Source organism: Brevundimonas staleyi, assembly GCF_041893865.1.
Classification (GTDB): domain Bacteria; phylum Pseudomonadota; class Alphaproteobacteria; order Caulobacterales; family Caulobacteraceae; genus Brevundimonas; species Brevundimonas staleyi.
The window spans coordinates 3512455-3531009 of the sequence record NZ_CP169082.1; the positions used below are offsets into that span (position 1 = coordinate 3512455).

Here is an 18555-nt window from a genome sequence, read left to right on the forward strand (position 1 = left end):
TCTATTCCGCGTCGCGATGTTTCGCCAGCAGGCCGCGCGCGGCGCGCAGCACCCGGTCGGCGGGCAGGCCGAGCATGTGGTGGATGGCCTGGTTCAGGCGGGGGTCGATGGCCTTGAACTCCTCCAGCGAGCGTTCGCCCCGGATGGAGACGCCCTGCCAGGGGCCGACGAGGCCGTCGTCCGACGGGCCGAAGACGCCGACGGAAGGAACACCCGCCGCGACCGCCAGATGGGTCCAGATCGAGTCGTTGCCGACATAGAGGGCGGCGCGCGACAGGGCGGCGGCGGTCTGGAGGCGGGTCAGCTTGCCCTGAAGCTCGATGACGCGATTGCGCGGCACGGCCAGGCGGATGGTGTGGGCGGCGTCGCGATCCGCCTCCTCCCCCACGATCATCAGCCGCCCGCCGGCCAGCGGACCGTCGTCGGCCAGAAGCGGGGCGGCGACCTTGGCGAACCGCTCGGCGGGCCAGCGTTTCCCGATCCAGTCCGCGCCGGGACCGACCGCCAGCAGGGGCGCGGAATCGTCGCCGATCAGGGCGTCGGCGACGGCGTGGGTCTCTTCGCCGAAATAGAGTCTGGGCGCCGGGATGTCGTCGAGCTGGAGGATGCGGGCGGCCTGTTCGACGCAGTGCAGGCCCGGCAGGTCGGCGCCGCGCACGGCCCGCTTCTGGCGCCGCAGCCGCTCCGAGAATTTGGTGCCGCGCATGTCGACGACGAGACCCCACTTCGTCTCGCGCACCTGGTTCCAAAGGGCGATCCAGTCCCAACGGCCGGTCTTGTCCAGAACGATCAGGCGACGCAGGCGCGGCGTGTCGGCGAACAGGGGGGCGGAGGCGGCCGATCCGACGACGGTGAACTCGGCCTGGGGGATGGCCTCGACCAGGCTGGCGAGCGCCCCCGACGACAGGATGGCGGCTTCTGCGTCCGCCTCGGCGATGTACAGAATGGGAAAGCGGGCAGTCATAGGCGCACCGTATACGGATTCTCTCGTGGCGGGTGTGAGGCGAACACGGCGTCTCCTCCCTGTCGCGGAGCGATGGGGAGGTGGCAGCGAGCCCTTTCGCGAGCTGACGGAGGGGGCGACCGGGTTTCACCGAGCGAGCATCCGCCAGCCCTCACTCGGACCATCGTCTCGCCCCCTCCGTCACGGCGCTGAAGCGCCGCGCCACCTCCCCATGCTGCGCACGGCGAGGAGACAGTTTTGGGCAGGCCTCCCCTTTTCGCAGCCCGCGCCCTATTTGCCTGTGCATGACCGATCGCATCGCCCGCCTCGACAGTCGCGCCCTGATCCGGGTGAGCGGACCGGATGCGGAACCGTTCCTGCACAACCTCCTGACCCAGGACGTGGAGACGCTGGGCGCGGGCGAGCTTCGGTTCGGGGCGTTGCTGTCGCCGCCGGGGCGGTTGCTGTTCGACCTCTTCCTGTGGGGCGAAGGCGAGGCGGTGGTGCTGGATGTGGCGTCGGAGAAGCGCGACGCCCTGATGCAGCGGCTATCGATGTACAGGCTGCGCGCCAAGGTCGAGGTGGCGGCGGACGACCGGCCGGTCTTCGTCAGCTGGCCGGGCGTGGCGGAGGGTTTCGTCGCCGATCCGCGCGTGGCGGCATTGGGCGGCCGGGCGCTTGGTCAGTTCACGGCCACCGCCAACGAGGAAGACTGGAACGCCCACCGGCTGTCGGTCGGGGCGCCCGATCCGACGCGCGACGCCGACGAAGGCACCTATCCGATCGAGGCCAATTTCGACCTGCTGAACGGCATCGACTTCCAGAAGGGGTGTTTCGTCGGTCAGGAGACGACCTCGCGCATGAAACGACGGGGCGAGGTGAAGAAGCGGATGCTGCCCCTCACCTTCGACGGCCCGCCGCCCGCGCCGGGGGCCGAGGTGCTGAACGGCGAGCTTCGGGCCGGTGAGGTGCTGACCGGACGGGACGGCGCCGTGATGGCCCTGATGCGGCTCGACCGCATGGACGGCGCCCTGACCGTCGACGGACGGGCGGTGACGGCTGTGAAGCCGAGGTGGATGAAGACGTAGCACTACCTTTCGTCATCCTCCGGCGAAGCGCAGCGGAGACCGGGGGACGCAGCGGCGCGCGAGAGCGCGAAACTGCCGCGAAGTACGGCACCTCCTAAATCATGCCTGAGCAGATCGCCTTCGGCGCCGCTGCGTCCCCAGGTCTGCGCCGCAAGAGCGGCTTGCCGGAGGATGACGAAAGAGGGAGGCGTCGATAGCTTGCGTCCCATGACCGAATCCACCGGACGCTGCGCCTGGTGCGGGACCGACCCGCTGTATGTGGCCTATCACGACACCGAATGGGGCGTGCCGGAGTATGACGCGCGCGCCCTGTGGGAGAAGCTGGTGCTGGACGGGTTCCAGGCCGGGCTGGCGTGGATCACGATCTTACGGAAGCGAGAGACGTTGCGAGCGGCGTTCGCGAACTTCGATCCGGATGTGGTGGCCCGGTTCGACGACGCGGATCGCGAACGGCTGCTGAACGACCCCGGCATCATCCGCTCGCGGGCCAAGATCGAGGCGACGATCAAGGGGGCGCGGATCTTCGTCGAGATGCGCGAGAACGGAGAGGACTTCTCCGCCTGGCTCTGGTCGTTCGTGGGCGGATCGCCGATCCAGGAGGCGCCGGCGACCATGGGCGACGTGCCGACCCAGACGCCGGAATCGGTCGCCATGGCCAAGGCCCTGAAGAAGCGGGGCTTCAACTTCTGCGGCCCGGTGATCGTCTATGCCTTCATGCAGGCGACCGGGATGGTCAACGACCATGTCCAGGGCTGCTTCCGCTGCGAAGAGGTCCGGGCTATGGGCGCGTCGTGACCGGCAAGACGAAGAGCATCCCCACCCTGACGCTGGAGACCCTGCTGGCCGCGCGCGTCGGCGGGCTGGTGTGCGGGGTGGACGAGGCCGGACGCGGGCCGTGGGCCGGGCCGGTGTCGGCGGGGGCGGTGATCCTGTCGGCCGACGACATCCCCGAAGGCATCGACGACTCCAAGGCCCTGACCGAGAAACGGCGCGCGGCCCTGGCTGTCGAGATCAAGGCCCGCGCCGTCGCCTGGGGCGTCGGCTTCGCCTCGCCGGAAGAGATCGAGGACCTGAACATCCTGCAGGCCACGGGACTGGCCATGTGCCGTGCGATCGAGGCCATGGCTGTGCAGCCGAAGGCTGCGCTGGTCGACGGCAACTACCGGTTCAAACTGCCCTGCGACGTGGAGACGGCGGTGGGCGGCGACGGGCTCAGCCTGTCCATCGCGGCGGCCTCGATCCTGGCCAAGACGGCGCGGGACGAGATCATGATCACGGCGGACGCCGAGTATCCCGGCTACGGCTTCGCCTCGCACAAGGGCTATAACGCGCCGATCCATCAGGCGGCGCTGAAGGCCATGGGCCCCTGCCCCATCCACCGCAGAAGCTGGGCGCCGATCCGGGCTTTGTTGTCTCGATAACCCCGCTCATCCCCGCGAAAGCGGGGACCCAGTGCTCTTGTGAGGCACAGGTGCGCGGGATGATTTTCGGAACACGACAGGTTCTATCCATCGCCCACAGAACCGGGTCCCCGCTTTCGCGGGGATGAGCGGATTTACAAAGACATCATCCCGCCGAGCAGGGCGCCCATCAGGGCGGCGAACACCGCGCCGATGGCGACGATGATCCAGCGCGGCATCTCCTCCACCACCGGCGGCTCGACCGAGTAGGTCGTCGGGGCGATCACCTCTGCGCGCGACAGGAAGTCGTTGGCCGGGCGGCTGTCGAACCGGGTCTGGCCGGGCGCGCGCCAGGCGGCGGTCTGATAGGCGCTCAGGGCGTCCTGAACGGCGCCGGGGCGCGTGCGATAGCCGGGGCCTTGGGTCACGATCAGCTCTTCCATGCCGCCTTAACGAAGCATTGAGACCCTCGTTCCCCGAATGGTCAAGCCGCCAGCGAAACCGCCCGGTCGGTGACCACGAACAGGTATTCGACGTTCCTGAGCCGCCCGACGGCCCCGACCTTCTCGCCCTTGCGGTTATGGATGCCGATGCGGGCGCCGACGTAGCGGGGGCGCGGGATCTCCACCACCTGGACATGGCCGCGCGCCGACAGCATCTCGACCAGCTGATCGCGGCTCAGATAGCCCTCGTCGTTGAAGGAGACGATCAGGTTGGGCGCGCGGATCGCCTCGATCACGGCCTGGAGCGCCGGACCGATGCCGGGGCGGGAGTTGAAGGCGCTCTTGCGCGTCTTCACGTCGATCCGCTTGTTGGCGACCCCATAGGTCTCGGGCCGATCCCAGAGCGTCAGGCTTTCCCAGACATGGTAGTTCCCGAGGTAGGAATGCTGGTTGTAGGGCGGGTCCAGATAGACGAGGTCGCCGTCGAAGGCCGCCGCCGTCTCCAGAGCATCGGCCTGTGTCGCGCGACAGGGGCCGGAGGCGACGGCGGGTTGCAGCGCCGGCATCCGCAGCTCCAGCGGCTTCAGCGCGCGGGGGGCCCAGGACTTCATATAGGCCATCTGCAGACCGGCCGTGGAATCGACCCGGTCCGCCGCCTCCATCAGGGCGACCAGGGCGACGGCCTTCAGTTCGGGGGCCAGACCCATCGCCTCGATCCGGTTCCGCATGGCCTCGATGCGCGCGCCGTTCTCTGGCGTGAAGTAGCGGGCGTCCTCGCAGAAGGCCTGGGTGAACCAGCCGGGCGACGGGGCGACGGCGGCGAGATCGGCCAGCACCTTTTCCGTCTCGGCCTGCCAGCGGTCACGGTCGGCGGCGACATAGGCGGTGGCGAGCGCATGGGCGTAGGCGTTGTGATCGTTCGACCAGACCCGGAAGCCCGAGCCCTTCAGCGCATGGCCCACCCGCGCCGAGCCGGAGAACAGATCGCAGACATGGCCGCCGTCGGTCAGCACCCCGCGCACGGCGGCCGTGATCGGGTCGAGCAGAGCGCGTTTCGAGCCGATGTATTTGATCATCGCAAAAGGGCCTTCTCCCCTCGGGGGAGGAGGTGGCTCGCGGAGCGAGACGGATGAGGGGGCTGCTGAAATCCGCAACCCGTCTGACCCGAGATCACGCCGGCTGAACCAGCCCCCTCATCCGAGCGGCTCCGCCGCCCACCTTCTCCCCCGAGGGGAGAAGGATCACCGCTTCGCCTTCTTGGCCGGAGCATGCGCCAGTCGGAGCAGATTCGCAGCCCCCGGCGCGCCGAAGGGGGTGCCGGCCAGGATCAGGATGCGCTGGCCGGCGTCGGCGAGATCGTATTTCATGGCCGAAGCGACGGCGTCCTCGGTGACGTCCTCCAGGCTGGCGGGCTCCTTGCCGAGACGGGGTTCGAGACCCCAGACCAAGGCGAGGCGGCGCGCGGTCTCGGGCTTGGGCGTCAGGGCCAGGATGGGCTGAAGCGGGCGTTCGCGCGACATGCGGCGCGCGGTGCCGCCGAGCGTCGTGAAGACGACGATACAGGCCGTGGACTGCGCCTCGCCGGCCTTGCGGGCGGCGGCGACCAGGGCGTCGGCGTCGAAATCGTCGTCCATGCCGGCATGTTCGGCGTCCATCAGGCCGGGCCAGAGGGGATCGCTTTCGACCCGCTCCATGATCCGGTTCATGATGCCGACGGCCTCCAGCGGATAGTCGCCCGACGCCGTCTCGGCCGACAGCATCAGGGCGTCGGCGCCCTCATAGACCGCATTGGCGACGTCGGAGGCCTCGGCGCGGGTTGGGGCGGGGGCGCTGGTCATGGACTCCAGCATCTGGGTCGCGACGATGACCGGGACGCCGCGCTGGCGGGCGGCGCGGATGATGGTCTTCTGGGCGACCGGCACCTCTTCGGTCGGCATTTCGACGCCCAGGTCGCCGCGCGCGACCATGACGCCGTCGCAGTAGTCGAGGATGCTTTCGAGGGCGTCGAGCGCCTGGGGCTTTTCGATCTTGGCCAGGCAGGCGGCGCGGCCCTTCACGATCTGCTTCAGCTCGGCCATGTCCTCGGGCTTCTGCACGAAGCTGAGGGCGACCCAGTCGACGCCGATGCGCAGGGCGAAGTTCAGGTCCTCGCGGTCCTTGGGCGTCAAGGCCGAGACCGGGATGATGGCCTCGGGCACGGCCACGCCCTTGCGATCCGACAGCTTCGTCCCGCTCTCGACCGTGACGTCGGCCCATTCGTCGGTGCGCTTGCCGACACGCAGCCGCACCCGGCCGTCGTCGAGCAGCAGCAGCATGCCCTCGCGCAGGGCCTTGAAGATTTCCGGATGCGGCATCTGCACCCGCGTCTCGTCGCCCGGCGTGGGGTCGAGGTCGAACCGCATCTTGTGGCCCGGCTTCACCGCGATCTCGACATTGGCGAAGCGGCCGAGGCGGAGCTTGGGCCCCTGCAGATCGGCGAGCACGCCCAAAGGACGCTGCAGCGCCATCTCGGCCCCACGCACGGCCTTCAGATTGGCGGCGTGATCCTCATGCGAGCCATGAGAGAAGTTCAGGCGGAAGACGTCGACCCCCGCCTCGGCCAGGGCCTTGATCGTGCCGGGGGCGCGGCTGGCGGGCCCCAGCGTCGCGACGATGCGCGCGCGGCGTTGTCTGTTCATTGTTGTCCCGTTGGCCGGTCGCGTTTCCTGACGGCGACTGTGCCATGAAACGCGCCGGGGGAAAGGACGGCTCCCCTATGGGAAACCCAAAGTGTTGCTCTGTTACCGAACGGTGGCCGGGTCCGGGCAGGTCGGGGCGGCGAAGACGCCCAGGTCCATGCAGCGGCCCTCGACCGTGTCCGGCGTCTTCACCCCGATCAGATTGGCCAGGGTCGGGGCGATGTCGATGGTGCGGATCGGGAAGAACCGCTCCTGACCGGCCGGCAACTCGGGCGACCAGAAGACGATCGGTACGCCGCGATCGTAGTCCCAGGCTGTGCCGTGGGTGGACAGGGTGCCGGTGACGTTGCCGCGCACCGTCGTGGTGTTCGGCCATTGCGAGACGACGATGTCGGGCGAGCGGCCTTCGACCGCGCTGAGGCGGTTGCGTTCCAGAAGGGTCAGTTCCTGCGGGCTCTGGGTCGGGCGCGGCAGGGGGGAGGCCAGAACCTCCTCGATGGTCCAGGCGCCGGCGACGTTGGGCTCGGCACGCAGCATCTCGACGGCGGCGGCGGCGATCTCGTCGCGGCGCGGATCGACCAGCTCCTTGTTGCCCTCGCCCACGACCATCAGGCCGGAGCTGCCGTAGGACAGCGGGGCGACGGTCAGGTTGAAGCGGGTTTTCAGCGTGTCGTTCAGACGACCCAGCAGGGCCGGGTCGCCGCGCACGGCGTCGTGGTAGCCGCGATCGTGCATCCGCTCCGGGAAGTCGGAACCGCCGTGGTCGGCGGTCAGGACGACGACCACGCCCGGCTGTTGCGCCAGGCGGTCGAGGAAGGCGCCCAAGGCCACGTCCAGGCGGTACATCTGCTCGCACATCTCCGGCCCCTGGGTGCCGAAGGCGTGGCCGATGCGGTCGGTGGCCGAGAGGCTGACGCCCAGCATGTCCACCACGCCGCGACGGCCCAGGGCCTGGCTGTTCAAGAGCTCGGTCGCCGCCTCCAGCGTCAGTTCGTCCAGCAGCGGAGAGTTGTCGACCGCGAAGCCGCGCACCGGCGGCAGGGTGGCGCGGAAGGTCTGGCCGCCGACGGTCCACTCGCCTTCCAGGGCGCGGCACTCGGGGCGGGTGTAGGTCCAGTTCGGGGCAGAGGCGGCGAAGCGGGCGTTGATGCGGCGGTTCAGGTCGGCGACGGGGCGCAGCTTCTCCTCGGCCGACTTGCCCGGCTCGACATAGGTGGTGAAGCCGAAGTCGTCCGTCAGCCAGAAGACGCCGTCGCCGTGGTGGCCGGCCAGGTTGATGGCGCCCCGGTCCTTGCCCGAGACGGCGAAGACGCGGCTGGTCGGGCTCTCGGCCTTGACCCAGTCGGCCAGGGTCGTGGCGCGCAGCTGGCCGGGACCGACCGGGCCGTTGTCGGTGTTGCGGCCGTGGGCCAGCGTGTTCTCCGGCGCGGCGAGGCAATAGACCTCTTCGCCCGTCGCGCGGTCGATCCAGTCGTTGGCCGGGATGCCCGAGCTGGTCGGATTGACACCGGTCAGGACCGTGGAGTGACCCGGGCAGGTCTCGGTCATGGCGTGCTGCTGGAAGCCGTTCGCATAGACCAGGCCGTGGTCCGTCAGGGTGTGCAGGCCGCCCGAGAACCGGTCGCGATACTGGTTGTAGAGGTTGGAGCTGAACTGATCGACGACGATGGTCACGATCAGGGTCGGCTTGGTCGACGCAGCGGGCTGAGCCGTCTGGGCCGAGGCCTGGGCGCCGAAACCGGTGGCGAGGGCGCAGGACGCGAGAAGGGCGGCGAGGCGGGCGGTCGTTCTGGGCATCGTTACACCGTATCGTTGGACGGCCCCGCTTAGCCCCGCTTCGTTACGTTACCAAGACGCCCTTCGGTCGCGTTGACAGAGGATGCGACCGGGCCTAGCTCGCGGCTCGATCATGAGGACGCCGATGACCGCCCTGAAAGTCCTGACGCCGGCCCTGGCCGTGCTGGTTCTGGCCGCCTGTTCCGGCGAGCCGCCGCGACCGGACAAGCCCGAGGCGCCGGTCGTCGAAGTCGCGGACGTCAGCCAGCTGACCGGCGACGCCGAGGCGGGCCGGCTCGTCTTCAATCAGTGCCGCAGCTGTCACACGGTCGAGGCCGGGGTGAACCGGGTCGGACCCAGCCTGCACGGGATCGTCGGACGGCCGGTCGGGCACGAAGCGGACTATCGCTACTCCACCGCGATGGCCGCGGCGGGCGGCGTCTGGGACGAGCAGCACCTGTACGACTTCCTGATGAAGCCGCGCGAGGTCATCCCCGGCACCAAGATGACCTTCGTCGGCATCAAGGACGGCCAGCGCCGCGCCGATCTGATCGCCTATCTGAGGACCCAGGCGAACTGAGAGACCTCCCAATCTCCGAGCACCCCAGCGAAGGCTGGGGTCCAGATGGAGAACTCAGCAAGTGAGGGCAGAACAGACGGTGCGCCATCCCGGCCGCCTCAGTTCGTAATCTGGACCCCAGCCTTCGCTGGGGTGCACGGATGAACTTACATCGTCGCGCCGAGGCGCCAGGGCTGGATCTCGTCCTCGCCGAAACCGAGGGCTTCCGAGGCCGTGACCTTGCCCGAGGCGGTGGCCAGGATGGTCTCGAATATCTCGGCGCCGAGGGCGTCCAGCGACATGCCTTCGTCCAGCACCCGGCCGCAGTCGATGTCGATGTCGTCGGGCATGCGGCGCGCGAGCGCGGAGTTGGTGGCCAGCTTCAGGCTGGGGGCCGGCTTGGCGCCGAAGACGGAACCCCGGCCCGTGGTGAAACAGATCATCGTCGCCCCGCCCGCGATCTGGCCCGTGGCCGAGACGGGGTCGTAGCCGGGCGTGTCCATGAAGACGAGCCCGTGAGCCGTGACCGGCTCGGCATACTCGTAGACGGCCGACAGGGGCGCGGAACCCGCCTTGGCCACGGCGCCCAGGGACTTCTCCAGAATGGTCGTCAGGCCGCCGGCCTTGTTCCCGGCCGAGGGGTTGTTGTCGAGCGAGCCGCCGGTGGTCTCGACGTGACGCTCCCACCACGCGATGCGGTCCATCAGCTTGGCGGAAACCTCGGGCGAGGCGCGGCCGGTCAGCAGGTGTTCGGCGCCGTAGATCTCGGGCGTTTCGCTGAGGATGGCCGTGCCGCCCTGGGCGACCAGGAGGTCGACCGCGCGGCCCAGCGCCGGGTTGGCGGTCATGCCGGAATAGCCGTCCGAGCCGCCGCACTGCAGGCCCACGATCAGCTTCGACACCGGCTGGGGCGTGCGGGTCAGGGCGGCGGCGCGGTCGGCCATCTCCATCATCCGCTCGATGCCTTGCTGGATGGTGGAGGCGGCGCCGCCGCTTTCCTGAATGGCCATGACGCCGAGGTCGGCGGACCCGGCCATGCCCTCGGCCTCCATCAGGCTGGAGATCTGGTTGGTCTCGCAGCCGAGGCCCAGCATCAGGACGCCCGCGACATTGGGATGGCGCGCATAGCCCGACAGGGTCCGGCGCAGCATGTCCATGGCCTCGCCCTCCGACGCCATGCCGCAGCCCGAGCCGTGGGTGATGGCGACGACGCCGTCGATGGTCGGATGGCTGTCGCCCAGACGGGCCTCGACCTCGCGGGCGATGCGGCGGGCGACCATGGCCGAGCAGTTCACCGAGGTGACCACCGCCAGATAGTTGCGGGTCCCGACCCGGCCGTCCGAGCGCAGATAGCCGTCGAAGGTGCGGGGTTCGGCGGTGCGGGCGACGCCTTCGACGACACCGGTGTCAACGCGTGCCGAAATATCGCCGACGCCGAGGTTCTGGACATGGACCCAGTCGCCCGGCGCGATGGCGGCCGTGGCGGCGCCGATGACCTGGCCGTATTTCCTGACCTGGCCGCCGACGGCGACGGGCTTTAGCGCGATCTTGTGGCCGGCCGGGACGTCGGTCGTGGCGGTGATCCCCTCCACGGTCTCGCCGGCGCTGAGGGGGCGGACGGCGACCGCGACGTCGTCATCGGGATGGAGGCGGAGAATGGACGGGGAAGACATGACTTCCCCGCCTAGCATGTCGCGATCGAAACGTCAGGACTTGAAACGTCAGGCCGTCGCGGCTTCGGCCGCCAGCTTCTTCTTCGCCCGCCCGCGCCCCAGACGGTAGACGCCGAAAGCGATGGCCCCGCCGACGGCCAGGATGATGATCGTCGTGATCGGACGGAAGGCCAGCCAGGCCAGGGCGATGGTCACCGTGCCTACGATCAGGCCCAGCACGAAGCCGATCAGCCCCGTCCCCATGCGGACGATGGTCCCGGCCAGGGGCAGGACATCGGCCAGCACCCCGAACGGCGCCAGGATCAGGCCGAACCCGACCATCAGCAGGATCATGCCGACGACGCGGATCATCCAGGCGATCAGATTGTTGGCGTCCTGGGCGTCCTGGAACATGTCGGCGGCGGGCATGTCGCCGTCGGCGACCAGCAGGAACTCCGAGCCGTTGCGGGCGCGGTAGTCGAGGAAGTTGTCGCCGTTCTGACGGGCGACGACGCTGATCTCCTGGGCCGGGGTGACCTCGTAGGAGATGCGCATGTCGCCGACCACCGGGGTCCGTGCGTTCTCGCCGATGAAGATGGTCCCGCCCGAAACCTCGTGGGCCGGCGTCGCACCGACGGCCGCGGCAATGGCTTCGGACTGGGCCGACAGGTTCAGGGCCTGCGCGCCTCCGACCTGACCCAGGACATTCTCCTCCAGCCGATAGGCGCCGAGCGTGGCGTCGGTCGCGAAGACCTCGGCGCCCTCGAAGGCCGGGGTCGGGTTCTCGTGGCCCTGGGGCGTGTTGAACTTGGTGGAATCGATAGCGCCGGCGGCCCAGACCTTGGTGTAGGTGTAGGTGGTAACCGTCTCCTCGCCGCCGCCCAGCTTGGTGCGGCTCTCGGACTTCGATTCCTCCTGCCACTGGTACATCTCGGCGGTGCGCGACAGCTTCACGCCCGTGGCGGTGACGCCGAAGTCATTGTCCTCCAGCGGCGCGGTCACGGCGATGTCGCCGACCACATGGACCAGCTTCTGGTCGTTCGAGGGGTCGATCGGCGTGGCGGGCGCCTCGATCACATTGCCCGCGCCCTCGGTCAGGCCGCGCGCGACCTTCACCGCATTGCCCTCGTTCCAGGCCAGACCCCAGACGCAGGCGAAGATCAGGACGATGCCGACCAGAACGCCCGCGAAGGCCGAACCGACGCGGCTGAACCAGGACGTGCTGGTGGTCTTGGTGACTTGATCCGGCATGGCGCTCCCCCGAGCCTCTGGGTCGAAATCCGACCTTCAGCGCGCAGATATAGCACCGCTTGATCCGTGCGACAGGCCGTCGCGGCTTACGGAAGCTGACACTTACCCAATTCCGCTCATCCCCGCGAAAGCGGGGACCCAGTGCTTTCGTGAGGCAAATGGTGCGCGGGATTGAAGGCCGTGGCGAACCAGATCGGCCCGAACGCCCACAGAACTGGGTCCCCGCTTTCGCGGGGATGAGCGGGATATTTAAAGGCCGCGCCAGTCTCGCCACCAGGTGACGAACCGGCCCAGCCCCTCGGCCAGGGCGACCCTGGGGGCATAGCCGGTCAGGGCGTTCAGCTTGGAGACGTCGGCATAGGTGGCGGTGACGTCGCCGGCCTGCATGGGCTTCATGATCTTCACGGCCTCGCGGCCCAGCGCCGTTTCCAGCGTCGAGATCATCTCCATCAGGCCGACCGGGCTGGAATCGCCGATGTTGTAGACCTCGTGCCCGCCACGCGCCGGCGGGTGGTCCAGAACGCCGACCACCCCGTCGACGATGTCGTCGATATAGGTGAAGTCCCGCGCCATCCTGCCTTCGCCATAGACCTCGATCGGGTCGCCCCGCATGATCTTTTCGGTGAAACTGAAATAGGCCATGTCCGGCCGGCCCATCGGCCCGTAGACGGTGAAGAAGCGCAGGCCCGACTGGGGGAAGCCGTAGAGCGAGGCGTAGCTCTGGCTCAGCAGTTCGCAGGAGCGTTTGGTGGCGGCGTAGAGGGAGACGGGCGACACGGTGGGATCGTCCTCGCGGAACCCCTCCCCCGCCAGCGGCCGGTTGCCGTAGACCGAGCTGGACGAGGCATAGACCAGATGCTCCACCCCGTTGTGGCGGCAGGCCTCCAGGATCGACAGGTGACCCTGAAGGTTGGAGCGCTGATAGGCGAAGGGGTTGTCGATCGAGTAGCGAACGCCCGCCTGGGCCGCGAGATGGACGACCCGCTTCGCACCCGACGAGCGCACCAGTTCGTGCATCGCCTCGGCGTCGGCGATGTCGGCGCGGACCATGCGGAAGGCGGTGTGTTTCGCCAGCCGTTCGGCGCGCAGGTCCTTCAGGGCGACGTCGTAGTAGGCGTTGAACTCATCGACGCCGATCACCGTCTCGCCCCGCTGCAACAGGCGTTCGGCGACGTGCATGCCGACGAACCCCGCGGCTCCGGTGACGATGACGGTCATGGCGCTCAGCCCCGGCCGATGGAGGTGTAGGAAAAGCCGCGCGCGCGCATCTCGGCCGGGCGGTAGACGTTCCGGAGGTCGACCATGACCGGGGCGCGGGCCAGAAGCTTGATGCGGTCCAGATCCAGCGCGCGGAACTGGTCCCACTCGGTCAGGATGACGACGGCGTCGGCGTCCTGGATGGCGCTATAGGCGTCCTGGCGATAGTCGATGTCGGGCAGGAGCTTCCCGGCCTCGTGCATGCTCTCCGGGTCATAGGCCTGGACCTTGGCCCCGGCGGCGATCAGGGCGGGGACGATATCGAGGCTGGGCGCATCGCGCATGTCGTCGGTGTTGGGCTTGAAGGCCAGGCCGAGGATGCCGACGGTCTTGCCCTTCGCATCGCCGCCCAGCGCCGCCACGACCCGGTCGGCCATGGCCTTCTTGCGCGCGTCGTTGACGTCGACCGTGGTCTCCACCAGCCGAACCGGCGTGCCGTACTGCTGGGCCGTGCGGACCAGGGCGACCGTGTCCTTGGGGAAGCAGGAGCCGCCGTAGCCCGGCCCGGCGTTGAGGAATTTCGAGCCGATCCGGCCGTCCAGACCGATGCCCTTGGCCACCTGCTGCACGTCCGCCCCCACCTGTTCGCACAGGTCGGCGATCTCGTTGATGAAGGTGATCTTCAGGGCCAGGAAGGCGTTGCCGGCGTATTTGATCAGCTCGGACGTGCGGCGCGCGGTGTAGACCACCGGGAAGTCGTTCAGGCTGAGCGGGCGATAGACCTGGGCCATCACCTCGCGGGCGCGCTCGTCTTCCGTGCCGATGACGACGCGGTCGGGACGTTTGAAGTCCTCGATGGCCGCGCCCTCGCGCAGGAACTCCGGGTTCGACACCACGGCGAACTCGGCGTCGGGGCGGACGCGGCGGATGATGGCCTCGACCTCGTCGCCGGTGCCGACGGGGACGGTGGACTTGTTGACCACGACCGTGAACCCGTCGATCAGGCCGGCGATCTCCTCCGCCGCCGCATAGACGTAGGAGAGGTCCGCATGGCCGTCGCCACGACGGGTCGGGGTGCCCACGGCGATGAAGACGACATCGGCCGACCGGATCGCCTCGGCGCCGTCCAGGGTGAAGCTGAGACGGCCCGCCTTGACGTTGTCGGCGACCAGGGCGTCCAGCCCCGGCTCGAAGATCGGGATCTCACCGGCATTCAGACGCTCGATCTTGGACGGGTCCTTGTCGACGCAGACCACCGTGTGGCCGAAGTCGGCGAAACAGGCTCCGGACACCAGGCCCACATAGCCCGTCCCAATCATCGTAACGCGCATCGAAATCTCCCCGGCGACAGCCCGCCAGCTCTACCCCAGCCGATGGTGCGGCGCAAAACGTCACACATCCATATCCTGTTAAGCGTGTCCTCTTACCCGATCTTGAGTGTCGTCGCCGCAAGATCGGACGATGACCGACACCTCGCCTTACGCATTGCCGGAAGCCGCGCTGGTCGAGCGCCGCCAGCGCGCACGCGCACCCTTCCGCAAGGCGCGGCGCGAGCGGGAGCGGGTCCGCCTGCTGGGCCAGACCGTCGATCTGGTCCGCCCCGAAGAGGTGCTGCACCACGTCGAGACCTGGGTGAAGGCCCGTCGCAAGGTCGTCATCGCCAACCACAATCTGAACAGCCTGGCCCTGTTGCAGAAGGCGCCGAGGCTTCAGCAGTTCTACGACCGGGCCGATCTGGTGGAGGTCGATTCCACCCCCCTGATCCATTTCGCCAAGCTTCTGGGTCTGCACGGCAAGGCGTTTCACCGCTGCACCTATCTGGACTGGCGCGACCATTTCTGGAGCCTGGTCGACCGGAACGGCTGGCGCGTCATGTATGTCGGCGGCGAACCCGCCGTGGTGGAGCGCGCGCGCGGACGTCTGGCCTATGAGTACCCGAACGCCGACATCAAGGTGCGCGACGGCTTCTTCGTCGCCACGCCGGGGTCGCGGGACAACACGGTGGTCGTCAACGAGGTGAACGCCTTCCAGCCGCACATCCTGTTCGTCGGTATGGGCATGCCGCGCCAGGAGCTGTGGATCCTGGACAATCTGGACGCCCTGCCCGACTGCGCCGTCTTCTCGGTCGGCGCCGCCTTCGATTACGAGGCCGGCGAACAGAAGGCCGCGCCGCGCTGGATGGGACGGATGGGCGTCGAGTGGCTGTTCCGCCTGCTGCACGATCCGAAACGGCTGGCGCGTCGCTATCTGGTCGAGCCGTGGAGCCTGAGCCACCTGATCGCCGCCGATCTGTGGACCGCCTTCAAGGCGCGTCGCGCGCGGGCCTAGACTGTCGCTAGGGCGCCGGTCGTGATCGAGACCCGCCCGGCCCGACCCGTCGCCTGAAGCAGAATGCGGGTCTCGCCCTCCAGACGCACGGCCGACAGCACGTTCGTGGCGTAGGCGCCGGTGTCGACACCGATGCGTCGGGCGTCGGAATGGACCGCCTCGGTCGGGGTATGGCCATGCACGACCACCTGCTCGAACAGGGCGGAATGGTCGAGGAAGGGCTGGCGGATCCACATCAGGTCTTCGGGCGCCTGGACCGGCAGGGCGATGCCCGGTCGGGCGCCGGCGTGAGCGAAGAAATAGTCGCCGATGGAGACCGACAGCTCCTGCGAGGCCAGCAGGTCCTGATGGGATTCCGGCAGGGCCTCCGCGAGGCCGCGCGAGGCCTCGGCCCAGGCCTGGGCGTCGCCGCGCATCGGCGGCGGATTGACGCCGTAGGAGACCAGGGTGTCGCGCCCGCCGTAGTCGCACCACGACGGCCCCACCATCGGATCGTGCAGGAAGGCCTCCATCCGCTCCTCGTGGTTGCCCTTGATGAAGTGGACTTCCAGAGCGGGGTCGGCGGCGAGGTTGCAGAGCTGGTTCAGCACGCCCCTGGAATCGAGGCCGCGATCGACGTAGTCGCCCAGGAAGACGACGACCTTGCGCTTGGCCTCGGCCGCATGAAGGTCGGCGCGGATGGCCTGGATCAGCCGGTCGGCCAGGTCCGAGCGGCCGTGAATGTCGCCCACCGCCCAGACGACGCAGTCGGCGGGCGTGCGCGACACCCTCCGGGCCGGTCGATTGGGGAAGAGGCGGGACAGCATGTCATCCACATGCCTCCTCCCCGTCGGGGGTTCAAGCCGTTCGCGGTCCCAGCGTCAGGAGCGCGGACTGGCCCGCCTGGGCCGAGGAGGTCAGCCAGATGTCGAAGACGCCCGGCTGGACCGTCGGACGCGCGTCGGCGCCGATATATTCCAGTTGCTCGCGACGCAGGGTGAAGGCGACCGTCTTCGTCTCCCCTGCGGCCAGTTCGACCTTGCGGAAGTCGCGCAGGCGGCGGCCCGGCTGGGTCAGGTCGGCGACGCGGTCGCGGATGTAGAGCTGGACCGTTTCGACCACCTCGCGCTCGCCCGCGTTCGTGACCTCGACCGAGACCTCGACCTCGCCGGTCCAGTCCAGGGTCGGCTCCGAAAGGGTCACGTCGCCGTAGGAGACCGTGCCGTAGGTCAGGCCGTGGCCGAACGGATAGAGGGCGGTGTTGGTCGTCTCGCGATAGCGGGCGACATACTCCTGCGTCGCCAGGGCGTTGTTGGCCGGGCGGCCGGTGACCTTGTGGTCGTAGCTGTAGGGCTGCTGGCCCGAGCGATGCGGGAAGCTGACCGGCAGGCGGCCGGAGGGCGAGGCCTTGCCGAAGACGATGTCGGCGACGCCGTTGCCCATCTCGCCGCCCAGGAACCAGGTGACGACGATGGCCGGGGCGTCCTTGACGGCGCCGGACAGCTCCATCGCCCGGCCGTTTCGCAGCAGGACGACGATGGGCTTGCCGGTGGCGGCGACCGCCTCGGCCAGGGCGCGCTGGGGCGCCGGAATGTCGATCTCGGTGCGGGACTGGGCCTCGCCCGACATGCGCGAGCTTTCGCCCAGAGCCAGAACGACGACGTCGGCCGCGAGCGCCGCCTGCACCGCGTCGTCGATGCCGCCGGCCAGCGCTTCCTCGACGTCGGACCCGCGCGCCACGCTGAGGTCCTGCGGATTGGTCATGGCGGCGCGGAAGCCGGTTTCCAGCGAGACGCGGCTGTTGTCGTCGCCCCAGATGGTCCAGGGACCGAAGACGTTCTCGACGTCGTCGGCGAAGGGGCCGATCAGGGCGATCTTCTGGCCCTCGGTCTTCAGCGGAAGCAGGTCGCCTTCGTTCTTCAGAAGGACGATCGACTTCACGGCGGCCTCGCGGGCCAGGTCGCGGTGCTCGCGCGACCCGACCACCAGACGCTCCCGCTCCGGATCGCAGCCACGGTAGGGGTCGTCGAACAGGCCCAGAGCCGCCTTGGTCATCAGGACGCGACGCACCGCCTGGTCGACGCGGGCCATGGGGACGTCGCCCTTCTCGACCAGGTCGGGGATGTGTTCGAGGAACAGACCCGAGACCATCGACATGTCCATGCCGGCCATCAGGGCGATGCGCGCCGCGTCACGACCATCGACGGCGAAGCCGTGGGCGATCAGCTCCTGCTCGGCCGTGTAGTCGGAGACGACGAAGCCGGTGAAGTTCCACTCGTCGCGCAGTATCTCGGTCAGCAGGTACGGATTGCCGGACGCCGGCACGCCGTTCAGGTCGTTGAACGCGGTCATGACCGACAGGGCGCCGGCCTCGAAAGCCGCCTGGAACGGCGGCAGGAAGGTGCCGCGCAGGGTCGCCTCCGACATGTCGGTGGAGTTATACTCCATGCCCGCCAGACCAGCGGAATAGGCGGCGAAATGCTTGGGCGTGGCCAGAAGGGCGTCGCGGTCGGCCAGACCCCGCTCGCCCTGGAAGCCCTGCACGCGGGCGACGGCCAGGATCTCGTTCAGAAGCACGTCCTCGCCCGCGCCCTCGACGCCGCGACCCCAGCGCTGGTCGCGCGCGACGTCGACCATGGGGGCGTAGGTCTGGTGGATGCCGGAGGCCGCGCCTTCCAGAGCCGCGGCCCGCGCCGTGCGGCGGGCCAGGTCGGCATCGAACGCGGCGGCCTCGGCGAGCGGCACAGGGAAGACGGTCTTCAGTCCGTGGATGATGTCGGCGGCGAACAGCAGCGGAATGCCCAGACGGCTTTCCTCCACCGCGATCCTCTGGATGCGACGACCGGCCTCGGCGCCCACGCCGTTGAACAGGTTTCCGACCGTGCCTTCGCGAATCATCCGGGTGACGCGCGCGGGGTCGCCCTGACCGTCCAACGGGTTCACGTTCATCGGACGGAAGCGGAAGGGGTCGCCCAGCAGGTTCAGCTGGCCCGCCTTCTCCTGGATCGTCATGCGGGCGATCAGGGCGTCGACGCGGTCCAGATCGGCGGCCTGTTTCGCCTCGGCGCCGCGCGGGGCCACGACCATGGCCGCGCCGAACGTCGCCAGACCGGCGGCCACGGCCAGGATGGAGCGGCGGTCGGTGGCGCGGACGTCGATCATGCTTTGCTCTTCACTCATGGCCCACGTTCATACGGGGTGATGGGGACGAAGTCAGGTCGCGGTCTACGCTGGATCGCACATCGTCCGCCCCCTCGATGG

At 68.9% G+C, this 18555-nt stretch carries 16 protein-coding genes; 5 read left to right on the forward strand and 11 right to left on the reverse strand.

The annotated features are described in order from the left end of the window. Position 1: 1 nt before the first annotated feature. On the reverse strand, positions 2-964 hold the full coding sequence (locus ACETK8_RS17695; RefSeq protein ID WP_374037134.1) for a glycosyltransferase family 9 protein: 963 nt from the start codon (positions 962-964) through the stop codon (positions 2-4). Positions 965-1248: 284 nt separating this feature from the next. Between ACETK8_RS17695 and ACETK8_RS17700 the strand changes: the two genes are divergently transcribed. The 3 genes from ACETK8_RS17700 to ACETK8_RS17710 all read left to right on the forward strand — a co-directional run bounded on the left by ACETK8_RS17700 (position 1249) and on the right by ACETK8_RS17710 (position 3452). Further along, positions 1249-2031, forward strand: a complete 783-nt coding sequence (locus tag ACETK8_RS17700; RefSeq protein WP_374037135.1) for a YgfZ/GcvT domain-containing protein — start codon at positions 1249-1251, stop codon at positions 2029-2031. Positions 2032-2238: 207 nt separating this feature from the next. Continuing rightward, complete coding sequence (locus tag ACETK8_RS17705) at positions 2239-2826, forward strand: DNA-3-methyladenine glycosylase I (protein WP_374037136.1); 588 nt, start codon at positions 2239-2241, stop codon at positions 2824-2826. Further along, the gene (locus ACETK8_RS17710; RefSeq protein ID WP_374037137.1) at positions 2823-3452 is read left to right on the forward strand and encodes a ribonuclease HII; all 630 of its coding nucleotides are present in this window, start codon (positions 2823-2825) and stop codon (positions 3450-3452) included. The genes ACETK8_RS17705 and ACETK8_RS17710 overlap by 4 nt, the downstream gene beginning before the upstream one ends. Before the next feature lie 134 nt (positions 3453-3586). On the opposite strand, the gene ACETK8_RS17715 is transcribed toward ACETK8_RS17710, so the two are convergent. The 4 genes from ACETK8_RS17715 to ACETK8_RS17730 form a co-directional block, all read right to left on the reverse strand. Then, positions 3587-3859 carry a hypothetical protein gene (locus ACETK8_RS17715; protein WP_374037138.1) on the reverse strand — a complete coding sequence of 91 codons (273 nt, stop codon included), beginning with the start codon at positions 3857-3859 and terminating at the stop codon, positions 3587-3589. Between the two features lie 56 nt (positions 3860-3915). After that, positions 3916-4950 carry a DNA adenine methylase gene (locus tag ACETK8_RS17720; protein WP_374037139.1) on the reverse strand — a complete coding sequence of 345 codons (1035 nt, stop codon included), beginning with the start codon at positions 4948-4950 and terminating at the stop codon, positions 3916-3918. Between the two features lie 165 nt (positions 4951-5115). Beyond that, a complete protein-coding gene (gene pyk, locus ACETK8_RS17725) occupies positions 5116-6552 on the reverse strand; it encodes a pyruvate kinase (protein WP_374037140.1) in 1437 nt (478 codons plus the stop codon). Between the two features lie 102 nt (positions 6553-6654). Beyond that, a complete protein-coding gene (locus ACETK8_RS17730; RefSeq protein ID WP_374037141.1) occupies positions 6655-8349 on the reverse strand; it encodes an alkaline phosphatase family protein in 1695 nt (564 codons plus the stop codon). 124 nt (positions 8350-8473) lie between these two features. On the opposite strand from ACETK8_RS17730, the gene ACETK8_RS17735 reads away from it, so the two are divergent. Next, positions 8474-8908 carry a c-type cytochrome gene (locus ACETK8_RS17735; RefSeq protein WP_374037142.1) on the forward strand — a complete coding sequence of 145 codons (435 nt, stop codon included), beginning with the start codon at positions 8474-8476 and terminating at the stop codon, positions 8906-8908. A gap of 146 nt (positions 8909-9054) precedes the next feature. Here the strand turns inward: ACETK8_RS17735 and ACETK8_RS17740 are convergent, their stop codons facing one another. The 4 genes from ACETK8_RS17740 to ACETK8_RS17755 form a co-directional block, all read right to left on the reverse strand. Beyond that, positions 9055-10560 carry a UxaA family hydrolase gene (locus ACETK8_RS17740; protein ID WP_374037143.1) on the reverse strand — a complete coding sequence of 502 codons (1506 nt, stop codon included), beginning with the start codon at positions 10558-10560 and terminating at the stop codon, positions 9055-9057. 48 nt (positions 10561-10608) lie between these two features. Then, complete coding sequence (locus tag ACETK8_RS17745) at positions 10609-11790, reverse strand: TMEM43 family protein (protein WP_374037144.1); 1182 nt, start codon at positions 11788-11790, stop codon at positions 10609-10611. Positions 11791-12039: 249 nt separating this feature from the next. Beyond that, positions 12040-13008, reverse strand: coding sequence for an NAD-dependent epimerase/dehydratase family protein (locus ACETK8_RS17750; protein ID WP_374037145.1), 969 nt, complete (start codon positions 13006-13008; stop codon positions 12040-12042). 5 nt (positions 13009-13013) lie between these two features. Further along, positions 13014-14318 (reverse strand): UDP-glucose dehydrogenase family protein, encoded by a 1305-nt coding sequence (locus tag ACETK8_RS17755; protein WP_374037146.1) that lies wholly within the window; start codon positions 14316-14318, stop codon positions 13014-13016. Positions 14319-14448: 130 nt separating this feature from the next. Between ACETK8_RS17755 and ACETK8_RS17760 the strand changes: the two genes are divergently transcribed. Continuing rightward, entirely contained in the window at positions 14449-15315 is an 867-nt protein-coding gene (locus ACETK8_RS17760) for a WecB/TagA/CpsF family glycosyltransferase (protein ID WP_374037147.1), read from the forward strand. Here ACETK8_RS17760 and ACETK8_RS17765 read toward each other — a convergent pair. Both ACETK8_RS17765 and ACETK8_RS17770 read right to left on the reverse strand, forming a co-directional pair. After that, positions 15312-16121 (reverse strand): metallophosphoesterase family protein, encoded by an 810-nt coding sequence (locus tag ACETK8_RS17765; protein ID WP_374037148.1) that lies wholly within the window; start codon positions 16119-16121, stop codon positions 15312-15314. The genes ACETK8_RS17760 and ACETK8_RS17765 overlap by 4 nt on opposite strands. Positions 16122-16152: 31 nt before the next feature. Beyond that, positions 16153-18456, reverse strand: coding sequence for a glycoside hydrolase family 3 N-terminal domain-containing protein (locus ACETK8_RS17770; protein ID WP_374037149.1), 2304 nt, complete (start codon positions 18454-18456; stop codon positions 16153-16155). Positions 18457-18555: the final 99 nt, after the last annotated feature.

Excerpts from the sequence above, each read along its gene's own strand:
- ACETK8_RS17760 (WP_374037147.1), top strand. The coding sequence starts at position 14,449 with ATGACCGACACCTCGCCTTACGCATTGCCGGAAGCCGCGCTGGTCGAG.
- ACETK8_RS17770 (WP_374037149.1), bottom strand. The coding sequence starts at position 18,456 with ATGATCGACGTCCGCGCCACCGACCGCCGCTCCATCCTGGCCGTGGCC.
- ACETK8_RS17745 (WP_374037144.1), bottom strand. The coding sequence starts at position 11,790 with ATGCCGGATCAAGTCACCAAGACCACCAGCACGTCCTGGTTCAGCCGC.
- ACETK8_RS17730 (WP_374037141.1), bottom strand. The coding sequence starts at position 8,349 with ATGCCCAGAACGACCGCCCGCCTCGCCGCCCTTCTCGCGTCCTGCGCC.
- ACETK8_RS17695 (WP_374037134.1), bottom strand. The coding sequence starts at position 964 with ATGACTGCCCGCTTTCCCATTCTGTACATCGCCGAGGCGGACGCAGAA.
- ACETK8_RS17735 (WP_374037142.1), top strand. The coding sequence starts at position 8,474 with ATGACCGCCCTGAAAGTCCTGACGCCGGCCCTGGCCGTGCTGGTTCTG.
- ACETK8_RS17700 (WP_374037135.1), top strand. The coding sequence starts at position 1,249 with ATGACCGATCGCATCGCCCGCCTCGACAGTCGCGCCCTGATCCGGGTG.
- ACETK8_RS17750 (WP_374037145.1), bottom strand. The coding sequence starts at position 13,008 with ATGACCGTCATCGTCACCGGAGCCGCGGGGTTCGTCGGCATGCACGTC.
- ACETK8_RS17705 (WP_374037136.1), top strand. The coding sequence starts at position 2,239 with ATGACCGAATCCACCGGACGCTGCGCCTGGTGCGGGACCGACCCGCTG.
- ACETK8_RS17765 (WP_374037148.1), bottom strand. The coding sequence starts at position 16,121 with ATGCTGTCCCGCCTCTTCCCCAATCGACCGGCCCGGAGGGTGTCGCGC.
- ACETK8_RS17740 (WP_374037143.1), bottom strand. The coding sequence starts at position 10,560 with ATGTCTTCCCCGTCCATTCTCCGCCTCCATCCCGATGACGACGTCGCG.
- ACETK8_RS17755 (WP_374037146.1), bottom strand. The coding sequence starts at position 14,318 with ATGCGCGTTACGATGATTGGGACGGGCTATGTGGGCCTGGTGTCCGGA.
- ACETK8_RS17720 (WP_374037139.1), bottom strand. The coding sequence starts at position 4,950 with ATGATCAAATACATCGGCTCGAAACGCGCTCTGCTCGACCCGATCACG.
- pyk (WP_374037140.1), bottom strand. The coding sequence starts at position 6,552 with ATGAACAGACAACGCCGCGCGCGCATCGTCGCGACGCTGGGGCCCGCC.